Below are 21,713 nucleotides of genomic sequence, written 5' to 3' on the forward strand. Positions count from 1 at the left end.
GCCCTCCGCAGCATATATTCTGCTGGAATAGATTAAGGCTGGGCTACTTACTGAGCCTGAGAGAGTTTGTGGATTAGTACTCGGGAGAATAAGTAGGGCGCCAATTCTTGGCAGAATGTAGTGCTTTAGGTCTATCAACAAGGTGACTGAAAAATTACAATTATGTTATCCGGCGCTTTTTCAAGTTGGCCTGTATTAGTATTGCCATCACTCAAGAAGGTAGATGATATCGATGATGCGCAACATCTAGAAACATATGCGCTCAAGAAAGGCTTGTCATGCCTGTATTGCCTCCCAGTTAAAGGCTGAGTTTTGCAGGCGAGTTAAAGCGCTGCGAAGGGTTGTCGCACAACCATTCGGAATGATGAGCAATGGCGAAACAGATTGACCCTAAAGCCGCTACAGGCTTTAGGATATGAAAAATATCAGTCCTCGTAGGTCGTGTCCGTGACCGTCGATGAAAAAAATTAACCCCTGCCGCCAAAACAAATAATATTAATCAATAACGGCTGTAAATTTTAAGGTGAATTTTATGCGAATCCTTATTGTCGAGGACGAGCCAAAGACTGCCGAATACTTGCACCAAGGATTAAGCGAGAGTGGCTATATTGTTGATAGGGCCGCCACTGGTGTAGACGGTCTTCACTTAGTTCGACAACATGTTTATGACTTAGTAGTGCTCGATGTAAATCTTCCTGAGGTTGATGGCTGGAGAGTACTAGAGAATATACGAAGTACTAGCAGCACCCGGGTATTAATGTTGACTGCACGCGGACGATTAGTAGATAAAATTAAAGGTCTAGATTTGGGAGCGGATGATTATTTAGTCAAACCGTTTGAATTCCCTGAATTGCTTGCGCGAATCCGAACTCTACTGCGGCGCAGTGAGCAAATTCCAGTTCCAGAAGTGTTACGGGTAGCTGACCTTGAACTTGATCCGGCTAGGCACCGCGCGTTTCGCGGTGAGCAGCGTATCGACCTAACTACCAAAGAATTTGCACTATTGCACCTGCTAATGCGCCGCTCTGGAGAGGTGCTTTCTCGCACCCAGATTATCTCGCTGGTCTGGGACATGAATTTTGACTGCGACACGAATGTCGTCGAAGTTTCCATCCGCAGGCTACGCGCAAAGATTGATGACCCGTTCGATAGCAAGCTAATCCACACCCTTAGGGGTGTCGGGTATGTTCTTGAGGAACGGGCATGAGACCGACGAGTCTTTCAATGCGCCTTGGCCTTTCGGTCAGCGTAATGGGAGCAGCGTTGGTGGTTTTGCTAGCGGCGCTAGCATACTTCGCGCTTACCCATGAGTTGGATTCCTTGGCTAAAAAGAGTCTAGACGGGAAACTGGAGCAAATTCGGCATAGCCTAGCTGAGGATATGAGTGCTCATGCAATTTCCCAGCAGCCTCACGCGTTGTTGGATTTAGTCATGGGGCATGACAACCTTCACTTGACGATTTACGAAAATAAATCAGGCATCAAGTTACTCTTGAACCTTGGAGAGCGGTCATTAGAGCCCATGCTTTCCAGCATTCCTGCCACCGACACTACGAGTTATCAGCGTTGGTCGGATTCTGAGGGAAAGAATTTCCTAACCGCATCCAAGGTGATGCAGCTTAATGATGGCGATATTGTTAGAGTCTTGCTTTCTATCGATCGATCTGCAGACGAAGCGCTGCTCAGCGCTTACCTGAAGTCAACCTTGATTTTGCTCCCGTTTTTACTCGCTCTGATTGGCATGGGGGCATGGAGGATCGTGAAGCGAGGCCTCTCACCGCTTCGGCAATTCCGACAAGTTGCATCTCTTATATCCACGCAGGATCTGACCCATAGAATTTCCGTGGATAAACTGCCCCAAGAGCTCAGCACGCTAGCTCATGGAATCAACTTCATGTTGCATCGGCTTGATAGCGGCGTTCAACAGCTATCGCAGTTTTCTGATGATTTGGCTCATGAATTGCGTTCGCCCATTAGCAACCTCATGGGAAAGGCACAGGTAACGCTATCAAGAGAGCGTCCACCAGAAGAGTACAAAGCCGTACTGGAATGCTGCACAGAGGAGCTTGAGCGCGTCACCAGAATCGTAACTGATATGCTGTTTCTCGCTCAAGTTAGCCACCCAGCATCCCTTGTGCCCTTCGAAAAAATTATTTTGGAAGATGAGGTAAGGCGTGTTGTTGATTTGTTCAGCATCTCCGCAGAAGAGAAGCAGATCAATCTGAGAATCGCCGGAGGGGGGCGTACTTTCGGTGATCGGTTAATGGTGCAGCGCGCTATTTCAAACCTATTGTCAAATGCCATTCGACACAGCCCTATCGGTGCAAACATCTCGTTGCTGGTAGAGAGGCATAGCGAAACCGTATGCGTATCGGTTGGGAACCCCGGGGTTGGTATTCCCGCGCAGCACATCCCTCATTTGTTTGAGCGCTTCTATCGTGTCGACACAAGCCGCTCTCGTGCCGAAGGTGGAACTGGGCTAGGACTAGCTATTGTGCGCTCGATAATGAGCCTCCATCAGGGTGCTGTCGAGGTTAGCAGCATCCCTGGTAGCTTCACCGTTTTCCGCTTGATCTTCCCCAAAGTACCCGATGGCTCACCGTGACTTGCTAAAGCTAATCATGGTGCTGTGACGCAACTTAAATCAGAGCGGATAAGTTCATTTCACTATGTCAGATTACAAAGAAGTAATAATTCAGCGATCCTAGCGTTATGTTCGTGTCGTTAAGCTCAAAGTGCATCTAATTACTTGGAACGAACTTTGACTGCTTATCATGTCTGACTCACTATCCATTGACCGTCAATTAGCACAGATTTTCATGACTAGCGCGCGCTGCGCCTGCTTTAGGCAGGCTGCGCGCAGCTTAAACATGCAAGTTGTGCCGATGCGCAAAAGACTCAGAAAGTTAGAGGAAAGCGTAGGTAGCCCGCTTTTCTTATATAAGGGGCGCGAGTTGAGCCTGAGTGCGACAGGTCGTCAACTGCAGCAGACGCTAGCGAGACAATTTGGCGACTTGCATCCAGAGGGCGCCAGTATCCAACGACCGCTGGTACGTCTTGCTGTGCCAACAGCATTGCTCACCGACCTTCTGGCCCGGGACTTGATCTCCTGGCTACGTAAGCACGCTGCAGCGAGACTAGAAATCATCCCTCTGGAGGGCGAACCCGAGGAGCTGGTGGATGTCATGGTCTGGATCGCCGACCCCGCCAAATCAAGGCCTAATCCAGGCTTTGCAATGACCAAGCCATTGCAGCTTGCGCGCATTTCTTATTGTGCTTATATGGCAAAACGTTATGCGGGGAAACGCCTGCCAAGATCAGTTGCGGATCTCAATGATTTCATGCTGGTTCAGTACGCGGGAAATACAGCGGTTGACAGTTTCGAGCCATGGAATCAGTTAATACGCCAGCGTCAGAGCTCGGTCGTTCAGGTGCACTCACAAGAGTGGGTAGCGGATTTGCTCAGAAATTCCTCTTGTATCGGGCTACTACCGAACTATATCTCCAATATAGATCGAAACCTGTTACCTCTTGACGAGCTATTCGAGCTCGCCTTAGCGCGGGTCGTGTGGGTCTCCACCTCTCCGCTGACATCGGGGCGGCAAGAAGTGCAGGAGTTGTTATCGCTCATCCGCAAAGGCTTCGATGATCGCCATACCTGGTTCACTAAGCAATCCTGTAGAGAAATATCAGAGTTATGATCCTCAAATTGTAATATCTCTGAAACAAACATAAATCTTATCGCTAGCGCTAAAACTCTTGCCCTGCCTAGGCTTCGTTCGACTCTAGATTAGAGAAACAATAATGTCATCAGAATAACACATAAATGCAATACCTCTCCCTGAGCCTGCGCCACGTCCACCACAACACGTCCAACAAGGAGAGTACATGTTTATTGCCATACCTAAAGTTCAATGGCTTAGCCGTCCCACTATTGGCCTCTTAATGAGCACTGGAATTATGGGCCTCAGCCAACCTGCGACCGCTGACTTTTTTGAGGACAACAAAGTTGGTTTGGAAGCACGTAATTTCTATTTCAATAGAGATTTTCGTCAAGACTCAGCCAAGCAATCAAAACAAGAGGAATGGGCCCAGGGCTTTCTGCTGCGCTACGAGTCCGGTTTCACTGAGGGGACAGTCGGTGTTGGCATCGACGCCATCGGCATGCTTGGCCTCAAGCTGGATTCCAGTGCCGATCGTTCAGGCACTGGTCTGCTCAAGCGCGATAAAGAAGCACCACGTGCCGCGCAGGATGAATATGGCGAGATGGGCTTAACTACGAAACTGCGCGCCTCCAACAGCGTACTGAAACTGGGTACGCTTCAACCTAGGTTGCCAACCGTCCAAGCGAACGATTCGCGCCTGCTTCCACAGACGTTTCAGGGAGGGCATCTCAACTCGTTGGAGATTGACGGCCTAACCTTCGATGCAGGCCAACTCAAGCAGGTAAGTCAGCGTGACTCCTCTGATAGCGAAGACCTCAGCATTACCAGTGGTGCAGCGCGCGCTATCAGTGGCGGCGGCACCCAGACCAGCGATGAGTTCAACTTCGCCGGTGCGACCTACAAATGGAACAGTAACCTGACCACTGGCTACAACTATGGCAAATTAGACGACTTCTACAGGCAGCATATTTTCACTGCCCTGCACATCTTGCCACTAGGTGACAAACAATCGCTGAAAACTGATCTGCGCTATGCCCGCTCTACCGACGAGGGCAACAGCAACGTCGACAACAAGGCATTCGGAGCGATGTTCACTTATGCCTTTGGCGGTCACGCACTTGGCGTTGGCTACCAGAACATGAGCGGAGACACCGGTTACGCCTACATCAATGGCACCGATCCGTTCCTAGTCAACTATGTGCAGATCGGCGACTTTGCCAACAAAGACGAGACCTCATGGCAGGCCCGTTATGACTTCAATTTTGCCAGCATTGGTATCCCAGGGTTGACGTTCATGACCCGTTACCTTACCGGCGACGATATTGATTTAGGTGCTGGCATTTCCGATGGCAAGGAATGGGAGCGCGATACTGACATCGCCTATGTCTTCCAAGACGGTGCGCTAAAAAATCTTGGCGTGAAATGGCGCAACGCCACATTGCGCTCGACCAACTTCGGCAATGACGTTGACGAAAACCGCTTGATCGTCAGCTACACCCTTCCATTGATGTAGTCGTCAATACCGTGCGCTGCACTGGTTCTGCAGCGCACGCATTTGGCAGTATGCACGGACGAAGATTATCTGGAGTCATCAAGACTGCACTACTACCAACCTGGTCGAAGCAATGATCTCCTCAGCAAAGCGGTCATTTCCAATAACCTACTTACCAATGCGGAGGATGAAGTCGCTATCTTGTGAAGCTAATGTCTGCAACCATTCTGGGGGGCGCAACAAACTGATACGCCAAAATTTCTCCTACACAAAGTGTTTAGATCCGTTACAGGAATGTAATTCTAGCTTCACGTTTATGACAGGGTCTTGGGCTTACACTTTAAGTACTACTTAAAAGGAGTTATTAAATATGAAAGGCTTAAGAACTGTCGCTGCGCTTTCGATCTTGACCATTTCTTCTTTTGCTGTGGCAGAAGGAGGTTCTGATCGTGTTTATGGTCGGATGATTCAAGCCAATGAGCAAGCCATGCAAGAGTATGCTGAAGCTAATGGGATGAATCCGCCCGAAGTTATTCATTACCGCTACGGCATGAAGCTTGATGTCGCAAGGGTCGTTGCCACTACCTCAACGGACTCTAGCTGTAATGTTATGCCGGCTCAGATGACCTACGAGGACTCCAACGGTGATCTGAATATTCTTGAGTATCGGGTAGCCGGGACAGGCTGCCGGAGCCAAAATTAATGAATGACATCACGCTGACTGAAAAGTAATTTTCAAGTCCCCCCTGACGTTATTTGGCATGTGCAAATATGGCCAAAGCGCGCCTAGTTATGCCCGGCGCGCTTGGTATATGGATGCGACCACACAATGACAACTGCCAATGACATCAGAAGCATTTATGAATAGCAGGACCCTGTTAGGAATTTCTCTACTTGCTCTAAGCATCATTATCTGGAAAGCCGCAATGGCTGCCGACGAGAAGTGCGAAAGATTTATTGAAGGCAGTAGCCTGACCATCCTCAATTGAAATCTCTACTTCAACCGTGACTTCCGCAAAGGCCAGTCTAGCAGCTTGGGTAGTCGTTATTCGGAAGAGTGGCGTACGCCCGTTCGCGTCGTGGTCCTGCTGTTCCCTCACAGTGCTCCTTTGGTTTGTAGGCTGCCCTCGGCGCCCTCGGGAGCCCTTTCTACTTATGGGTAGTTTGAAGAAGAATCGGCCACACCAGACGTAAGCAACCGTGCTGGCAGGCAGTACTATTTCACGGGGTATTCTGCAACGAACTGATCGGTCCCCGCCTTGGTCAAGCCAATGACCTGGTAGGAATGCTTTACGCCATCGACTTCCATGCCCAGGGAGCCCGCCGGCATCCCGGGAACAGCGATGCCCACGAGATCATCGCGCTTGGTGAGTTCGATGACCTGAGCCGCCGGCACATGACCTTCGACGAACTTGCCGTCAATCACCGCGGTGTGGCAAGACGCCAGCCGCGGCGAGACGCCCAGACCTTGCTTCACTGCTGTCATGTTGCTTTCGATATGGTCAACGACTTTGAAGTCATTCGCTTCGAGGTGCGAGATCCACTTCTTGCAGCATCCGCAATTTGCATCACGGTGCACTTCAATTGTCAGGGCATCAGTAGCGTTAACTGCTGAAGTCATGAAAAAGGCGGCCAGCATTGCCACTCGCGCTACTTTACTTTTAGCTGTCATGTAGGTGCTCTTTGCCATTGGCGTGAGTGTGGGTTTTGGGAGCGGTCGGGGCCTGCTCCTGTTGAGTTGGCTCAGTTGCGTGATAATCAGCGTTACTATTATTTGATGGCATCATATCGGCCTCATGGTGGACCGTAGTACTCGTCGAATCACCGTGATGATTGGCGCCGGTGCTTGTATCTAGAGTATTCGAAGCATGATGATCAGGCGAAGTTTCTGGTTGGGCGTGATGACCTGCTTTGGGGCTGCTGTGTTGGCCCTCGTGATTATGCATCCGGGTCTCACCGCCGCCATGCTCGTGACCACCGCTCGACGCAACCAGCGCTTGATACTGCTGGGCATCCATTTTCGGGAACTGGTTGAGGAATGCGACCATGCCCCAGATGTACGGGTCACCCATACTCTTGCCCCAGGCCGGCATGCCAGTGGCCTTGATGCCATGCTTGATCACCCAGAACGCAGCGGCTGGACTGCCATCGATACCCACCTTCGCAAGGTTAGGCGGAGCGGGGTAAAGTGCTTGGCTTAGCTCAGTTTCCGCGACGCCCGTTGCCAAATGGCAGCCGATGCACATCGAGTTGTAGTTGCCTGCGCCAGCTTTAATCAGCGTCTCGTCATTGAGGTTAGGTACCGCAATATCCTTGGAGCGCACTTCGATAGAGCGATCACGGACCATCGCCAGGAATGCATGCACTGCAGGGAAGTGAGGATCATCAGCCCCCACGTTGACCAGACCCAAATAGGCCACGGCCCCTACCGCGATACTTCCGGCTACGCTCGCCGCAACGAGGGTTTTAATTGTTTTTTTCATTTTCGTTTCTCAAAACCACATCCGGATACCGGCGACAAATCGTGCGTCTTCAATATCGCCACCTTCATCGCGCACTAGGTCGGCAGTATTGCCATAGGAGCGACTCCATGAAACGCCGATATAAGGTGCGAATTGACGAATAATCTCGTAGCGCAATCGAAGACCGACCTCGGCGTTGGCCAGACCGGAGCCGATTCCTCGCTCCGAATCGTTCTTGCCGTAGAAATTCACTTCAGCGGTCGGCTGAAGGATTAGGCGATTGGTCAGCAGGATGTCGTACTCGCCCTCTAAGCGCGCAGCCGTCTGGCCGTTCTCGCCGACAAAGGCAGTGGCCTCCGCCTCAAAGGCATACAGCGCCATACCCTGGATGCCGAATGCGGCCCAAGTCTGTGGCGTCTCTGGCTTGAAGTCTTGGCGAACACCCGCGACCACATCCCACCAAGGACCAATCGAGCGCCCGTACAAGGCCTGCAATTCAGCATCCTCAGTGACGCCATTGGTGCGTTCACCTTCGGAGCGCAGCCAGAGACGATTGATGTCTCCGCCGATCCAAGCGGACGCATCCCAAGCCAAGGTGCTGCCTTCATCGGCATCTTGGTATTCGAGCTGATCGAGCAGGAAAAAGCTGTTGATGGCGCTGGCGTGAACCTTGTGGCCTGGCAAAGGCGGGAACGCTTCTTCACGATCCGCATCTGTCAGTACCGGGATAGGCGTGCGACTGGTGGTTCTCGGGGCTTCAGCGGAACCATGGTTCATCTTTGTATGATCCATACCCTCCATCTGCCCTTGCATGGCGCCGTGACCCATCTTGCTGTGGTCCATAGCCGGAGCTTTTTTGGGGGGCTGGCTTTGGCTGTGACCCATCTGGCTATTATCCATGCCCGGCATCGGTTCTTTGGTAGAGCCGTGGTTCATCTTGCTATGGTCCATCGGCATGGAACCGTGGCCCATGGCCGAATGATCCATTTCCTCTGCAGCGTGAGTTAACCCGCTGCTAAGCACGCTCAGCGACACTGCCAGTGCTATTAGGGACGGGTGTAAAAGCCTAGTGGTCATGGTTCGAACCTGCTTCGGCTTCGCTGCCGCCATGCTTATCCATCATGTTTTCGTGGTCCATGCCGCCATGATCCATTTGCTGGCTAGCCGCAGCCTTTTCTTTCGCGTGCGCGGTATTTTTTTCACTTGCGGCTTCAGACGCAGGGGCTTGAGTCGCGTGTTGTTCGTGCTCACTGTGACCTGCACCGGCCAATGACAGCGGAGCATACAGAACAGCCGAAAGGCTCAACATAACAGCGCTGCCAACCAGGGCTTTTCGCTTCATAAAAGTGCTCATCAGATATCTCCTTTACTCATCCACACGAACTTCACGGAACATGCCCATTTCCATGTGGAGTAGCAGGTGGCAGTGGTAGGCCCAGCGACCCAATGCATCAGCCGTTACTCGATAGCTGCGTTTGGAACCTGGCGGCATGTCGATGGTGTGTTTTCGAACCATAAAGTTGCCGTTCGCATCCTCCAGATCACTCCACATTCCGTGAAGGTGGATGGGGTGCGTCATCATGGTGTCGTTGACCAGCGTGATGCGCACGCGCTCGCCGTACTTAAGGCGCAACGGCTCGGCATCCGAAAACTTGATGCCGTCGAATGACCAAGAAAATTTCTCCATGTGCCCGGTGAGGTGCAGCTCAATGGTTCGGCTGGGCTCACGGCCATCCGGATCGGGGAAGGTGCTTTTTAAGTCGGAATAGGTCAGCACGCGACGACCATTACCACGCAATCCGATGCCCGGATCGTCCAGCTTGTGGGTTGGGGTCATGGTCTGCATGTCGACCAGCGGGTTATTGGTTTCAGAGGCTGGGTGCGCTTGCATTGATGCGCCTGCGTCCATCCCCGCCATACCTGAATGGTCCATGCCGGCCATTTTGCTGTGATCCATGCCCGGCATGTCACCTTGCATGGCACCAGGGCTCATTCCAGCCATCTTGCTGTGGTCCATGCCGCTCATGTCGCCTTGCATGCTGCCATGGTCCATACCCGCCATGCTGCCGTGATCCATACCCATGTCGCCCATGGCGATCAGGGGGCGAGGATCCGTTTCGGGTATTGCAGCGCTCAAGCCCTCTCGTATAGCCAGAGTGCCGCGGGCATAGCCGGTGCGATCCATGGACTGAGCAAAAATGGTGTAAGCCTCTTGCTCGGCGAGCTCGACAATCACGTCGTAGGTCTCGGCAACGGCGATACGGAACTCGTCGACACTGACCGGGCTTACGTACTGGCCGTCGGCGGCCACCACGGTCATCTTCAAGCCGGGGATACGTACGTCGAAGTAGCTCATCGCCGAACCGTTGATAAAGCGCAAACGGAGCTTTTCACCCGGCTTGAAGATACCGGTCCAGTTGCCATTAGGTGCCTGGCCGTTCATCAGGTAGGTGTAGGTATAGGCGCTGACGTCGGCGAGATCGGTGGGGCTCATCTTCATTTCAGCCCACATCTTGCGATCTGCAATTGTTGCCGACCAACCTTGCTCGCTGACGTCGTTGATAAAGTCGCCAACGGTGCGTTTATGAAAGTTGTAGTAGTCCGACTGCTTTTTGAGCTTGGCCAATAACCGGGTTGGGTCTTCATCGGTCCAGTCAGTCAGCATCACCACGTAGTCACGGTCATAGCTGAATGGCTCAGGCTCTTTGGCATCAATCACCAAAGCGCCGTAAACGCCAATCTGCTCCTGCAACCCCGAGTGGCTGTGGTACCAGTAGGTACCGTTTTGATTGACCTTGAACTTGTACTCGTACATGCCATCGGGCGCGATGCCGTGGAAGCTCAAGCCAGGTACACCATCCATGTTGGCGGGCAAAATGATGCCGTGCCAGTGAATCGAGGTGTCTTCGGTCAAGCGGTTTTTCACCCGCAACGTGACGGTGTCACCTTCCTTCCAGCGCAAAATTGGCCCTGGAATAGACCCGTTAATAGCCATCGCGGTCCGGGTTGCGCCGGTTATGTTTACTGGCGTTTCACCAATGAACAAGTCGAAGTCGGTGCCAGTCAATACGTTGGGCTGACCTGGGCTGGTCACCGCCCAAACGGGAGTGCGCCACAAGCCAAGGCCTCCGAGAATGCCGGTGGCGGCCAAGCCTTTAACGAAGGTTCGTCTTGAGGTTTTGCAGTGCATACCGTTATATCCAATCAGTTGGAGGAACCAGGGGTAACCAACCGTGACGTCAGGTTGATTGTTAGTTTCATCCTGGGAGGGGTTTCCCTATCAGCCTTGCCCACTGTCGTGATTTTTCAAATCGTTGCGACAGCGAGCTTGAGAAATTGCCATATCTCAACCGGCTAAGTGATTACATTTCTGTCAGGTTGACCGCGAACTAGCAGTTGGCGTGATCGGCTGTTTTGGCTTTAGTACCAGCTACCGGCGACTCGTTTTTCTGTTGTTGGGCCAGTTGATAGGCTTCCATCGAGACCTTGCTGGCCTGTTCCATGCGCGCAAAAGTACGGTCAGCACCGCCTTCTGCCATTGCCAACGAAGACGCGGCAAGCGCGATAACCACGAACAGGGATTTAATTGATTTCATCTGGACAGTCCTCGATTTAGTTCAGTTAGCCTAGTGACCCTGATTGGGTCGCCATCAGGCATTGAGCTTCAGGCTCGAAGTAACCTTAACCAGAGTGCCCTGTCATAAACCTGAGCTGAACATTACAGTTCTGTCAGGTTGCTACTTCTTTCTTGTGGAGACTCTGCAGGGCTCTGTAGTGTCTGTTCATGCCCGCTAATGAAGCCTGTGCGGATTCGTTTTATGGCATGCCTGGCAGCGATGCCTAAGCTTCTTCGGGTCAGTGGCACTAAATAGTCCTGACCTCCACATAACCCTCAAGAGAGATTGCCACTATGTCGACCACAAATACCGTTGCTACCGGTGCCGCATTGGCACTCGTTGCCGCCAGCCTATTTGCCATCCTGCCTGCACAAGCGGCTCAGGATGCGAAAACTGCCGAAGTAAAATGCTTTGGTGTGAATGGCTGTAAAGGGCAAAAAGATTGCATGACTGCAAAGAACGCCTGCAAAGGCCAGGGAGAATGTAAAGGTCAAGGCTTCAACTTGATGACCCAAGAAAAATGCGATGAGGCCGGCGGTAAAACCAGCGAGTAAGCCCATCCAAGGGAGTGCAAGTCACTCCCTTGACTCGGAGTTCTAATGAGTAAAAGCAACATGCTGGGCTTTGGCTTGGGCTTGCGTAGCGAGTACTACCAGCAGATTTTGGAGCAACGTCCCGCAGTCGACTGGTTCGAGATCATCTCCGAGAACTACATGGTCGGAGGGGGAAAAGCTCTCTACTTCCTCGATGCGATCAAAGAGCAATATCCGCTGGTTATGCACGGGGTTTCCCTGTCGATTGGCGGTCCTCATGAGATCGACGCTGACTACTTGCGGCAATTGAAAAATCTAGCCGACCGAGTTCAGCCCCGCTGGGTTGCTGATCATCTGTGTTGGAGCAGGGGCAGTGCTCACCAGCTGCATGATCTACTTCCACTGCCATTCACCCAAGAGAGCCTGCTGCATGTCGCATCAAGGGTTCGGCTGGTTCAAGATATATTGCAACGACCTCTTGTGCTTGAGAACGTGTCGGCCTACGTGCAGTGGAAAACGTCCTGCATGAGCGAGTCCCAGTTTCTGGCCGAGCTGAGTAGCCTGACGGGCTGCGAGATATTGCTCGATGTGAACAATGTCTACGTCAGTTCACGCAACCAGGGATTCGACCCTTGGCAATTCATCATGGAGCTGCCCCGTGAGCGGATTCGCCAGATCCACCTAGCCGGCCATAGCGACTACGGTCACTATCTTATCGACACCCACGATCAGCCGATTGCCGGTCCGGTTTGGGCCCTGTACGGCGAAGCGTTGAACTACCTGGGTGCTACTGCCACCCTGATTGAGCGAGATGATCATTTCCCGCCTTTTGACGAGCTCTTAGCTGAGTTGTCCAAGGCGCGCTCTATCTCCGCCAACGTTCTAGGGGCTGCCGCACCATGCGTCTGAGTGCTCAGCAGGAAGCGCGGGAGCGTTACCTGGCCACAGGCGATAGCGCGATCCCACCGGGGCTGTTGGAGCAAATCCAAGGTAGCAATACGCTGCCTGCCACAGATGGCCTGATGATTTACCACAACGCTTATCGCGCCAGGCTTCTTGGCGTCATGAGGGAAGACTTTCCAGCGTTACATCGCTGGATGGGTGACGAATCATTCGAACAGCTGGCGTTGGCTTACATCAGTGCGTGGCCGCCAAGACATTTCAGTTTGCGCTGGCTGGGTGAAAAGCTGCCAGAGTTCATCCGTGGTTATGTTGCCGAGCCACAGCGCTCTCCTATGCTGGAACTCGCCACACTTGAGTGGACCTTTACGCTGGCCTTCGACGCACCCGATGCAGTACCGCTGTCGCTGGATGTGATGGGTGGTTTTTCCGCCGATGACTGGGTCAGTCTACGGGCGTGTCTCATCCCCTCAGTTTGTTGGTTGCAGCTACAGCACAACACGGTGGATATGTGGAAGTCCGCCCAGGCAGAAATCGGTATTCCTGATGCTGTTGTTCCGTCTGCCCCCATGAACTGCCTGGTTTGGCGGCATAAGTTGGTGTGTCAGTACCGCACTCTAGAGCCAAGTGAAGCCTCGGCTTTGCGGTTGCTCACCGATGGAGGCTCGTTCGCTTCGATGTGTGAGTACCTGCTAAGTACGCATGGCGAACAGTCACCGTTGCAAGCTGCTATCTGGCTTAAAAGCTGGATCAGCGATGGGCTTCTGGTACGTACATGCCGAATAGGAACTTCGGACACAATTTTTCTGAATTGAGCTGATCGCTACGTTGCAAGGGGTATGGTCAACGACACAGCCAAGTTCATTTCAAGCACGTTGGTGGGTGTACTCTGGACAGCTGTATCGCCAGTGATAGCGTTTACGGTGGCGGCGTTATTGATTTCCACCGGTACTTCCGCTCTGATCCGGTTTCTCGAAAGTGAGCAACGTATTGCAACGAGTTCGCGGCTGGGCCAAGGCCCTGAAACGGCAGGTGATGATGTTGTGGTTTAGTTACCGGCATCCGCAAACGCCATGGTTGCCGAAAGTGGTAGCGATCATCGTAGTCGCTTATGCCCTGAGCCCCATCGATCTAATTCCAGACTTCATTCCGATCCTTGGCTACCTGGACGATGTGATCTTGCTACCTTTGGGTATCTGGATAGTAATCAAGCTGATGCCTGCGGCTGTACTGGAGGAATGCCGGCAGCTGACCCTAGCGTGGGAAAAGACCCAGCAACCGCGTCCGGTAAGTCGAGTCGCAGCAATAGTGATCATTTTGCTCTGGTTGGCACTGTTGGCCGGACTCTGGAAGTTTTACACCCGCTACTGAGTCGGGGTTGCACTCCGACATTTGGGCTCATGAGTGAAACTACTTGATGTGTTGAGTGTGTAAAATCTTGGTGGTTTCCGACTAGTTCGCTGAGCGTTGAGGACATCAACGCCCAGCATTGCTGCGTGTTTTAAATAACTCGTTTGACGCTCAGGTATTCGCCCTTGGTCTTGAGCGTGATGGTCACGTCGCTGTTGCTGCGGTTGCGCCAGAACCAACCGTGGGTGGCGTCGAAGATGGCGGTGAAATCACCTTTTTCGCCTTTAACCTGTTTACCCTTGCTGTAGCTGTGGAATTAGCCATTCGGGCCGTTGTAGGGCTCACCGTGGGTATCGTGGTTGACCGGTACGCCATTTGTCGTCCACTCGTAGCTGATCGTGGCCTTGTCCAGCATTTCCAGCTTGATTTCACTAGCCTCGCCCGGCTTCAGCGTGACAGTCATCTCATCGGACTTCAGGGTTAGCTGAGGCTCTACTGCCGGTTCCGCCACGGCTGCTGCCGCAACTTGTTGTTGAGGTGCCGGCTGAGCAGGCACGGGGGCCTGTACGACTGGTGCCGTCGCTGGCTGAACAGCTGCATCCGTTGCCGCTTCTTCGGCCAGGGTTATTTTCAATTCGCCCATCTGGGTCAGGCCGAGCAAGCGGCCAGCTCCAGTTGGGTCGATGGCGTATTCCGATGGCATAACCACGGTGACCAGCAAGGCAGCGGCAACACTCACGGCGATCACGGTGGAGCGCAGCAGTTGGCGGCTGGTCGGCAATTCGCTGTAGGTTGGAAGCTTGGTATTGAACATGTTGAGAATTCCTTATTAAGACACGATCAGGCCGATGAGCTGGTAACCCATTAAGAGGAAACCGGCGCTCATCATGGCGACGTTGGCGGTGTAGGCATGACGCCAAAAGCTGGCGGTACGACGCCAGTAGCCCATAACAATCAGAATGGCACTCAGGGCCAGCAGCTGGCCAATCTCGACGCCGACGTTGAAGGCGATCAGGTTGGTGATCAGGCCATCTGCCGAGATCTCGTACTCCTGAATCTTGGTCGCCAGACCAAAGCCATGCAGCAAGCCGAATATCAGCGTGGCCGCTTTGGTGTTCGGCTGATGACCGAACCAGCGCTGGAACGCGCCCAGGTTATCCAATGCCTTGTACACCACCGAGAAACCGATGATGGCGTCGATCACGTATGAGCTAATGCTGATTTCCGCCAATACGCCGAGCAGCAGCGTCACCGTGTGGCCCACGGCGAACAGGGTGACGTAGAGCCCTACGTCTTTCAGGCGGTAGAGGAAGAAGATCACACCGAAGAGGAACAGCAGGTGATCGTAGCCGGTGATCATGTGCTTTGCGCCCATGTAGATGAACGGCAGCGCCATCACCCCCGAGCTTTCTTGGATAAAACCCTTGTCGCCCTCGGCAACAGCGTGGTCCAGTGCGTCAGGCATGCCGAGAAACAGCAATGCCGTGAACAGCAGCAACAGTAGTAACGAGCGATTCGGGCGCACGGTCGATGCGTCCATTGCGCTCATAAATAGCGAATGCATGGTTGAGTCCTAAATTGCAGTGGTCTTGGGCCGCACGGCGGCCAGTGTCAGAGCACGAATATGGGACGTGGTGGCCGTTCGATCAGAAAGATCGGGCTGGGGGGGATGGAGTAGCGAAGGGCTTCTATCGGCTGCGCACGATCTGGCTGTGTGGTGATACTCAGCAGCGTGGTCAGGTGCGGTGTTTCATGCAGATGGTCGGCGGTCTGAGGCGAGTGGCAGTGATCCCCGTACGCCGCACAGGCCAGCGCCTCGTCACCATGGGTATGCGAATGATCGGTGTCGCCACCATCCCAAGCCTGCTGGCTCGATCCCATAAACAGCGCAGAGGTATGTCCTGCCCAAGCCATCATGATGGCGAGAGCAAGGGCAAAAATCACCTTGGTGCTGACGGGGTGGCTGAGCATGTCGTGGTTCTTTCGATACCTAAGCGGGCGGCTTATCTGGAGAGGCTGTCGGTTTGACCGTATCCCCCCCAGGGGGATAGCATGCGAGCGTAATTCATTGATGCATGAGACTCAAGGCATGAGCGATCACGAACACGGCCTCCAGCACCAAAGTCATAGCGATATCGTCAAAAGGTTGAAGCGAGCGGAGGGCCATCTGCGCAGCATCGTCACCATGATCGAAGATCATCGGGCCTGCGTCGATATCGCTCAGCAGCTGCATGCTGTTGAAAAAGCCGTCTGCCAGGCCAAGCGTGTGCTTATCCAAGATCACATTGACCACTGCCTGGAGCACACAGTCGAAGCACTCGCAACAGGCGAGCGCACATCTCTTGAAGACTTCAAGCAAATCACCAAGTACCTCTAGGTTCCTCTCATGTCGAGCTTCGCCGAACTGCTACAACAGGGGGCCTCGCAGGCCTGGCTGTACTTTCCCAGCGCTATCCTTCTAGGAGTCTTGCACGGTCTTGAACCGGGGCATTCAAAGACCATGATGGCAGCGTTCATCGTGGCCATTCGTGGTTCAGTGAAGCAAGCGGTGCTCCTGGGATTGGCCGCAACGCTCTCGCACACTGCGGTTGTGTGGGCTGTGGCAATGGCCGGCATGTACCTCGGTCAGAACCTGGACGCCGAAACCACCGAGCCGTATTTCCAGCTAGCCTCTGCCGCGATCATCATTGTCATCGCGGTGTGGATGCTTTGGCGTACCTGGCGGGGCGAGCAGATGTGGCGCTTCGAGGAAGGTGATGAACATCACGATGAAACGCACCGCATTGACACCGGGCACGGTCGTGTCGAGCTGTCGATCTTCGAAGAAAGCGTCCCGCCGCGCTGGCGATTGAGGAACCTGGCTGGCCATGACTGGCCAGCTGCTGAAGTGAGCCTGCTGACGACTCGCCCCGATGGGTTTGCCCAACAGTTTCGCTTTGCGGATCAGGGTGACTACCTAGAGTCACTGGACGAGATTCCCGAGCCTCATGAGTTCACCGCACGCCTGAGCCTGGGCCATGCCGGTCACTCCCACGACTATGACTTGGAGTTCCGCGAGCACAGCCACGGTCATGATAAAGCGCATACCGAGCGGGAGGGGCTGGAGCTGTCGCTAGAGGGCTATCAGGATGCCCATGAGCGCGCCCATGCCAATGACATCCGTACGCGCTTCAGCAACCGTAACGTCACCACTGGCCAGATCATCATGTTCGGCCTTACGGGCGGCCTGATTCCCTGTCCAGCAGCAATCACCGTGCTGCTGCTCTGCCTGCAAGTTAAGGAGGTCGCGCTCGGAGCCGTCTTGGTGCTGTGCTTCAGCATTGGTCTGGCCATTACCCTAGTCACTGTTGGTGCCGCCGCCGCTCTCGGCGCACGCCAAGCGTCCAATCGTTGGCCTTGGTTTGGCACCGTGGCGCGTCGGGCCCCGTACCTGTCCAGCCTGTTGATTATCGGCGTGGGGATTTACGTCGGCGTCCATGGTTGGAACGGCCTGAACGCCTAGCGTGATGTTGGAGTTATCCGGCTATGTCGGCCTGTTCCTCGCCGCCTTCGGTGCCGCCACGCTGCTACCCATGCAGTCGGAAGCGGTGCTGGTCGGATTGCTGCTGACTGACCGTTATACGGTCTGGACACTACTGGCGGTGGCGATAACGGGCAATGTATTGGGCTCCGTACTGAATTGGCTGCTGGGTCGGTCTATCGAACATTACCGGCACAAACGCTGGTTTCCAGTCAGCGAAAGCCGACTAGAAAAGACCCAGCAGGCTTATCACCGCTTCGGTCGTTGGTCGCTGCTGCTCAGCTGGGTGCCGATCATTGGTGATCCACTCACCGTTGTGGCGGGTGTCATGCGCGAACCCTTCTGGAGTTTTCTGTTGATTGTGACGCTGGCCAAGGCCGCCCGCTATCTGCTGCTGGCGGGCGTTACGCTGGGGTGGCTCGGATGAGCCCGCAAGGGCGCGACGCCAACCTGGATCTGATCAAGTGGCTGGCGATGCTGACCATGCTCTTGGATCACGTACGCTACCTCTGGCCACAGGCGGCTGATTGGCTATTCATTATTTGGTGGCTTGCCTTTCCGCTTTTCTGCCTGGGGATTGCAGCCAATGTCGCACGCCCTCGATCTGGGGGGGTGTACACCGATGACAATGTTCGCTATCTGGGCTGGATGGCTGCGTTTTCGGTGATTTCTGAGCTGCCCTATCACCTGCTTTCCAGTGACAGCAGCACGCTCAATGTAATGCCCTCACTGATGCTGGGCCTGCTTATCGTCTGGGGGGCGCATCACCGTGGGCGCGACGGTTTTGTCCTGGCTCTGGCCGGCGTAACCGTGGCTGTGCTGATTCAAGAGCGCCTGATGTATGGGGTTTTCGGCGCTCTGCTGCCGGCAGCATTGCTACTAGCTATTCAGCGTCCCGGCCCTGTGTGGCTATTGCCTGCTGCACTTTGCGTACTAGCCAACAGTCGCAGCCGATGGGTCGCGGAGTGGGAGGTGCAGCCCTATACGCTGCTAATCATGTTTACAGCGTTTGCCGCCCCCTTGCTTGGACTATGGCTGCTGCGTCGGGTGCGTCATTTCAGGGTTTGGCCGGTCAAGCGCTGGGGCTATTGGTTCTACCCCGGCCATCTAGCAGCTCTGCACCTGATCCGCTCGCTCAGTTAGTGATGATGCCTCTCTTCAGAAACCTTCTTGCGCAATGAAGGCCTTTTGCCATACCGTTAAAGCGTGACGTGTGTCACATATAACAAGAGACTGAAAAGGAGTTCCTCATGAAGAAGTTTTCTGCTGTCCTGATTGCTGCTGTTCTCGCTTTAACCTCCGTGGCAGCCCTTGCCCACAGCGGCGGTACGGATTCCAAAGGCTGTCATCGCAACCACAAAACGGGCGATTACCACTGCCATTAAGCATTTGCCAGTAGCGGCTGGCCGCCTTTCATCTGTGGCGGCCAGTTAACTTCCTTATTCGTCAGTCATAGTTTCTGATCCCTAGGATTAACGACTATTCACCAGGCGTGGTTTGTTCGATGTCGTACTGCTAATCGGCGTCTCGGTACGAGTTTCGGCGGTCATGGGGGCCCTGAATTGCTTGAGCCGGAGTGCATTCCCGAGCACGAAGACACTTGAGAAAGCCATCGCCGCAGCCGCAAAGATTGGCGAAAGCAGCGTGCCGTTCACCGGGTAGAGCGCGCCCGCTGCGACCGGAATCAGCACGGCGTTGTAGGCGAAGGCCCAGAACAGGTTCTGCTTGATGTTGCGGATCGTTGCCTGGCTGATCGCGATGGCGTTCGGCACGCCACGCAGGTCACCCGACATCAGTACTACGTCAGCTGCCTCGATCGCCACATCGGTTCCCGTCCCGATGGCCAGCCCAACGTCCGCTTCTGCGAGTGCCGGCGCGTCGTTGATACCGTCGCCCACGAAGGCGACCCGCGCGCCATTGGTCCGGAACTTCTTCAGTGCTGCGACCTTGCCGTCGGGCAAGACCTCGGCAGCGACTTCATCGATGCCGAGCTGCTTGGCGATCGCTGCGGCTGTAGCAGCGTTGTCACCGGTGATCATCGCGACTTTGAGCCCGAGCGCGTGCAGCGCCTTGATCGCCGCGGGCGTCGTTTCCTTGATCGGATCGGCGATCGCGATAACCGCCGCCAAGCGGCCGTCGATCGCGGCATAGAGCGGACTCTTGCCTTGCTCGCCAAGACGCTGGGCGGCTGGCAGGAAACTCGACACATCAAGACCGAGCTGCGTCATGAACCGGTCCGCGCCGACAGCGACGGTCCGACCGGCGACCTTTGCCGACACGCCGAAGCCTGGTGTCGCCTCGAAGCCCTCGATGGGTGCGAGCGCGAAATTCGCCTGCTTTGCGGCTGCGACAATCGCTTCTGCGATTGGATGCTCGGAGCGGGTTTCGACCGCAGCAACGAGAGTCAAGACCTCGTTGTATTCGAAGCCCTCGGCAGGGACGAGGTCAGTCAGTTCGGGGCGTCCTTTAGTCAGTGTGCCGGTCTTATCGAGAGCGATCACGCTCACATCGCGCAGCGCCTGCAAGGCTTCGCCCTTGCGGAAGAGAATGCCGAATTCGGCCGCGCGGCCAGTACCGACCATGATCGAGGTCGGCGTGGCCAGCCCCATGGCGCAAGGGCAGGCGATGATGAGAACCGCGACCGCATTCACGAGCGCGAAAGTCAGCGCCGGGTCTGGGCCGAAAATCAACCAGACCAGGAAGGTCAGCGCGGCCGCCGCCATCACCGCCGGGACGAACCACATAGTCACTTTGTCGACCAGCGCCTGTATCGGCAACTTGGAGCCCTGCGCTTCTTCGACGAGGCGGATGATCTGCGCGAGCATCGTGTTCGCGCCGACCTTGGTTACGCGGAAACTGAAAGCGCCCGTCTTGTTGATCGTACCGCCGACGACCTCGGCTCCCGCTCCCTTCGACACGGGCACCGGCTCGCCGGTGATCATGCTCTCGTCAACATAAGAGGTTCCGTCGACGACCTCGCCGTCGACCGGAACCTTCTCGCCCGGACGAACGAGCACGACGTCACCTGTCGTTACCTGATCGAGCGCAATTTCGATCGTCTCGCCGTTGCGCTCGACACGCGCGGTCTTGGCCTGCAGCCCGACGAGCCGCTTGATCGCCTGCGACGTTCGCCCCTTGGCGCGCGCCTCCAGCGTGCGCCCGAGCAGGATCAAGGTCACGATGACCACGGCAGCTTCGAAATAGACGTTGGCTGTACCTTGCGGGAGCACTTTGGGGATAAAGGTCGCGACCACCGAATAGCCGTAAGCAGCCGCAGTGCCGAGCGAGACCAGCGAGTTCATGTCGGGAGCAATGCGCAGCAACGCCGGTACGCCCTTGCGGAAGAAGCGCAGGCCCGGGCCGAACAGGACCAGGGTGGCAAGCGCGAACTGTATATACCAGCTCGTCTGCTGGCCCAGGACCCCCATCACCCAATGGTGCATGGCGGGAATGAGGTGAGAGCCCATCTCAAGGATGAAGACTGGCAGGGTGAGGATGGATGCAACAAGCAAAGCGCGCCGCAGCGCCCTCGCCTCGCTCTCACGACGCTCGGCGTCCTGATCGCCCGCAGTCGGCGTTTCGGCAGACACGCGGCGGGACTTGTAACCCGACTGTTCGACCGCCGCTTCAAGGTCGGCGATGGAGGCGACAACGGCAAGGTGGCGCACCCGCGCGGTCTCGGTCGCCAGGTTGACAGTGGCTTTAAGAACACCAGGGACTTTTGCGAGCGCCTTCTCAACCCGGCCCACACATGATGCGCAGGTCATGTCCTCGATCGCGAGCTCGGTGGTCTCTTCGCGAACGGTGTAGCCGGCGCTCTCGATGGCGCGCACAGCGGCCTGCGAGTCGGCCAAGCCCGTGAAAGTGATGTCGGCGCGCTCGGTGGCCAGATTGGGCGAGGCCATCTGCACGCCGGTGACCTCTTTCAGCGCGCGTTCGACGCGGCCAACACACGAGGCACACGTCATGCCTTCGATAGGCAGACTCAGGCGAGTGACTGAGGGCATGGATGGATTGACGTCTTGTTGGGCAACGGAAGCCATTGAAATATCCCTTGAATGTTTCTGTTGAGGAGAAGTTTCAAGCTTCCCCGTGTGGGAAGGTCAAGGCCTGTGGGCGATTTAATTCACGGCGCGTCAGTTCGAACTGCCGTCGACACTGCCGCAGCCCGTATC

23 protein-coding genes and 2 pseudogenes are annotated in these 21,713 nt (G+C 54.9%); 15 read left to right on the forward strand and 10 right to left on the reverse strand.

Annotated elements, in window-relative coordinates; genetic code table 11:
- Positions 1-532: 532 nt before the first annotated feature.
- From PSES9_RS0122065 to PSES9_RS25460, 6 genes and pseudogenes are all read left to right on the forward strand, one after another.
- Positions 533-1,207, forward strand: coding sequence for a heavy metal response regulator transcription factor (locus PSES9_RS0122065; RefSeq protein ID WP_010490660.1), 675 nt, complete (start codon positions 533-535; stop codon positions 1,205-1,207).
- Positions 1,204-2,604 (forward strand): heavy metal sensor histidine kinase, encoded by a 1,401-nt coding sequence (locus tag PSES9_RS0122070; protein ID WP_029529717.1) that lies wholly within the window; start codon positions 1,204-1,206, stop codon positions 2,602-2,604. Before PSES9_RS0122065 ends, PSES9_RS0122070 begins: the two co-directional genes overlap by 4 nt.
- Before the next feature lie 169 nt (positions 2,605-2,773).
- On the forward strand, positions 2,774-3,700 hold the full coding sequence (locus PSES9_RS0122075) for a LysR family transcriptional regulator (RefSeq protein WP_010490662.1): 927 nt from the start codon (positions 2,774-2,776) through the stop codon (positions 3,698-3,700).
- 244 nt (positions 3,701-3,944) lie between these two features.
- The gene (locus PSES9_RS0122080) at positions 3,945-5,177 is read left to right on the forward strand and encodes an OprD family porin (RefSeq protein WP_036988411.1); all 1,233 of its coding nucleotides are present in this window, start codon (positions 3,945-3,947) and stop codon (positions 5,175-5,177) included.
- 349 nt (positions 5,178-5,526) lie between these two features.
- On the forward strand, positions 5,527-5,859 hold the full coding sequence (locus PSES9_RS0122085) for a DUF2790 domain-containing protein (protein WP_010490664.1): 333 nt from the start codon (positions 5,527-5,529) through the stop codon (positions 5,857-5,859).
- 157 nt (positions 5,860-6,016) lie between these two features.
- Positions 6,017-6,217: pseudogene (locus PSES9_RS25460) on the forward strand (OprD family porin); the annotation flags it as partial.
- Positions 6,218-6,372: 155 nt separating this feature from the next.
- Here the strand turns inward: PSES9_RS25460 and PSES9_RS0122095 are convergent.
- From PSES9_RS0122095 to PSES9_RS0122120, 6 genes are all read right to left on the reverse strand, one after another.
- Positions 6,373-6,828 carry a DUF411 domain-containing protein gene (locus tag PSES9_RS0122095; RefSeq protein ID WP_010490666.1) on the reverse strand — a complete coding sequence of 152 codons (456 nt, stop codon included), beginning with the start codon at positions 6,826-6,828 and terminating at the stop codon, positions 6,373-6,375.
- The gene (locus PSES9_RS0122100; RefSeq protein WP_010490667.1) at positions 6,818-7,639 is read right to left on the reverse strand and encodes a c-type cytochrome; all 822 of its coding nucleotides are present in this window, start codon (positions 7,637-7,639) and stop codon (positions 6,818-6,820) included. Before PSES9_RS0122100 ends, PSES9_RS0122095 begins: the two co-directional genes overlap by 11 nt.
- A gap of 9 nt (positions 7,640-7,648) precedes the next feature.
- Positions 7,649-8,695, reverse strand: a complete 1,047-nt coding sequence (locus tag PSES9_RS0122105) for a copper resistance protein B (RefSeq protein ID WP_029529720.1) — start codon at positions 8,693-8,695, stop codon at positions 7,649-7,651.
- Positions 8,685-8,972 carry a hypothetical protein gene (locus tag PSES9_RS0122110; protein ID WP_010490670.1) on the reverse strand — a complete coding sequence of 96 codons (288 nt, stop codon included), beginning with the start codon at positions 8,970-8,972 and terminating at the stop codon, positions 8,685-8,687. The genes PSES9_RS0122105 and PSES9_RS0122110 overlap by 11 nt, the downstream gene beginning before the upstream one ends.
- Before the next feature lie 12 nt (positions 8,973-8,984).
- Entirely contained in the window at positions 8,985-10,808 is a 1,824-nt protein-coding gene (locus tag PSES9_RS0122115) for a copper resistance system multicopper oxidase (protein WP_010490673.1), read from the reverse strand.
- A 199-nt stretch (positions 10,809-11,007) separates the two neighbouring features.
- Positions 11,008-11,214, reverse strand: coding sequence for a co-regulatory protein PtrA N-terminal domain-containing protein (locus PSES9_RS0122120; RefSeq protein WP_010490674.1), 207 nt, complete (start codon positions 11,212-11,214; stop codon positions 11,008-11,010).
- A gap of 314 nt (positions 11,215-11,528) precedes the next feature.
- Here PSES9_RS0122120 and bufA2 point away from each other — a divergent pair, with 314 nt between their 5' ends.
- The 4 genes from bufA2 to PSES9_RS0122140 all read left to right on the forward strand — a co-directional run bounded on the left by bufA2 (position 11,529) and on the right by PSES9_RS0122140 (position 14,039).
- Positions 11,529-11,789 (forward strand): BufA2 family periplasmic bufferin-type metallophore, encoded by a 261-nt coding sequence (gene bufA2, locus PSES9_RS0122125; RefSeq protein WP_010490676.1) that lies wholly within the window; start codon positions 11,529-11,531, stop codon positions 11,787-11,789.
- A gap of 45 nt (positions 11,790-11,834) precedes the next feature.
- Positions 11,835-12,677: an MNIO family bufferin maturase gene (gene bufB / locus PSES9_RS0122130; protein ID WP_010490679.1), complete on the forward strand. Its 843-nt coding sequence runs from the start codon at positions 11,835-11,837 to the stop codon at positions 12,675-12,677.
- Positions 12,668-13,483 (forward strand): HvfC/BufC N-terminal domain-containing protein, encoded by an 816-nt coding sequence (locus PSES9_RS0122135; protein WP_010490681.1) that lies wholly within the window; start codon positions 12,668-12,670, stop codon positions 13,481-13,483. Before bufB ends, PSES9_RS0122135 begins: the two co-directional genes overlap by 10 nt.
- A gap of 163 nt (positions 13,484-13,646) precedes the next feature.
- The gene (locus tag PSES9_RS0122140; protein ID WP_010490683.1) at positions 13,647-14,039 is read left to right on the forward strand and encodes a YkvA family protein; all 393 of its coding nucleotides are present in this window, start codon (positions 13,647-13,649) and stop codon (positions 14,037-14,039) included.
- A 130-nt stretch (positions 14,040-14,169) separates the two neighbouring features.
- Here PSES9_RS0122140 and PSES9_RS24120 read toward each other — a convergent pair.
- From PSES9_RS24120 to PSES9_RS0122155, 3 genes and pseudogenes are all read right to left on the reverse strand, one after another.
- A pseudogene (locus tag PSES9_RS24120) lies at positions 14,170-14,832 on the reverse strand (transmembrane anchor protein).
- Between the two features lie 15 nt (positions 14,833-14,847).
- Positions 14,848-15,582 carry a HupE/UreJ family protein gene (locus PSES9_RS0122150; protein WP_010490689.1) on the reverse strand — a complete coding sequence of 245 codons (735 nt, stop codon included), beginning with the start codon at positions 15,580-15,582 and terminating at the stop codon, positions 14,848-14,850.
- A gap of 47 nt (positions 15,583-15,629) precedes the next feature.
- A complete protein-coding gene (locus tag PSES9_RS0122155; protein ID WP_010490690.1) occupies positions 15,630-15,989 on the reverse strand; it encodes a hypothetical protein in 360 nt (119 codons plus the stop codon).
- Between the two features lie 118 nt (positions 15,990-16,107).
- On the opposite strand from PSES9_RS0122155, the gene mreA reads away from it, so the two are divergent.
- The 5 genes from mreA to PSES9_RS24975 all read left to right on the forward strand — a co-directional run bounded on the left by mreA (position 16,108) and on the right by PSES9_RS24975 (position 18,923).
- The gene (mreA, locus tag PSES9_RS24770; protein ID WP_010490692.1) at positions 16,108-16,395 is read left to right on the forward strand and encodes a metal-sensing transcriptional repressor MreA; all 288 of its coding nucleotides are present in this window, start codon (positions 16,108-16,110) and stop codon (positions 16,393-16,395) included.
- A 9-nt stretch (positions 16,396-16,404) separates the two neighbouring features.
- Positions 16,405-17,520, forward strand: coding sequence for a nickel/cobalt efflux transporter (locus PSES9_RS0122165; RefSeq protein ID WP_010490694.1), 1,116 nt, complete (start codon positions 16,405-16,407; stop codon positions 17,518-17,520).
- A 4-nt stretch (positions 17,521-17,524) separates the two neighbouring features.
- Entirely contained in the window at positions 17,525-17,965 is a 441-nt protein-coding gene (locus tag PSES9_RS0122170; RefSeq protein ID WP_010490696.1) for a YqaA family protein, read from the forward strand.
- The gene (locus tag PSES9_RS0122175; RefSeq protein WP_010490698.1) at positions 17,962-18,681 is read left to right on the forward strand and encodes a TraX family protein; all 720 of its coding nucleotides are present in this window, start codon (positions 17,962-17,964) and stop codon (positions 18,679-18,681) included. Before PSES9_RS0122170 ends, PSES9_RS0122175 begins: the two co-directional genes overlap by 4 nt.
- 107 nt (positions 18,682-18,788) lie before the next feature.
- Positions 18,789-18,923 (forward strand): YHYH domain-containing protein, encoded by a 135-nt coding sequence (locus tag PSES9_RS24975; protein WP_010490700.1) that lies wholly within the window; start codon positions 18,789-18,791, stop codon positions 18,921-18,923.
- Positions 18,924-19,010: 87 nt separating this feature from the next.
- On the opposite strand, the gene PSES9_RS0122185 is transcribed toward PSES9_RS24975, so the two are convergent.
- Complete coding sequence (locus tag PSES9_RS0122185) at positions 19,011-21,581, reverse strand: heavy metal translocating P-type ATPase (protein WP_010490702.1); 2,571 nt, start codon at positions 21,579-21,581, stop codon at positions 19,011-19,013.
- Between the last annotated feature and the right edge of the window lie 132 nt (positions 21,582-21,713).

This window comes from Pseudomonas sp. S9 (assembly GCF_000222125.1).
In the GTDB taxonomy this organism is placed as follows: Bacteria; Pseudomonadota; Gammaproteobacteria; order Pseudomonadales; family Pseudomonadaceae; genus Aquipseudomonas; species Aquipseudomonas segetis.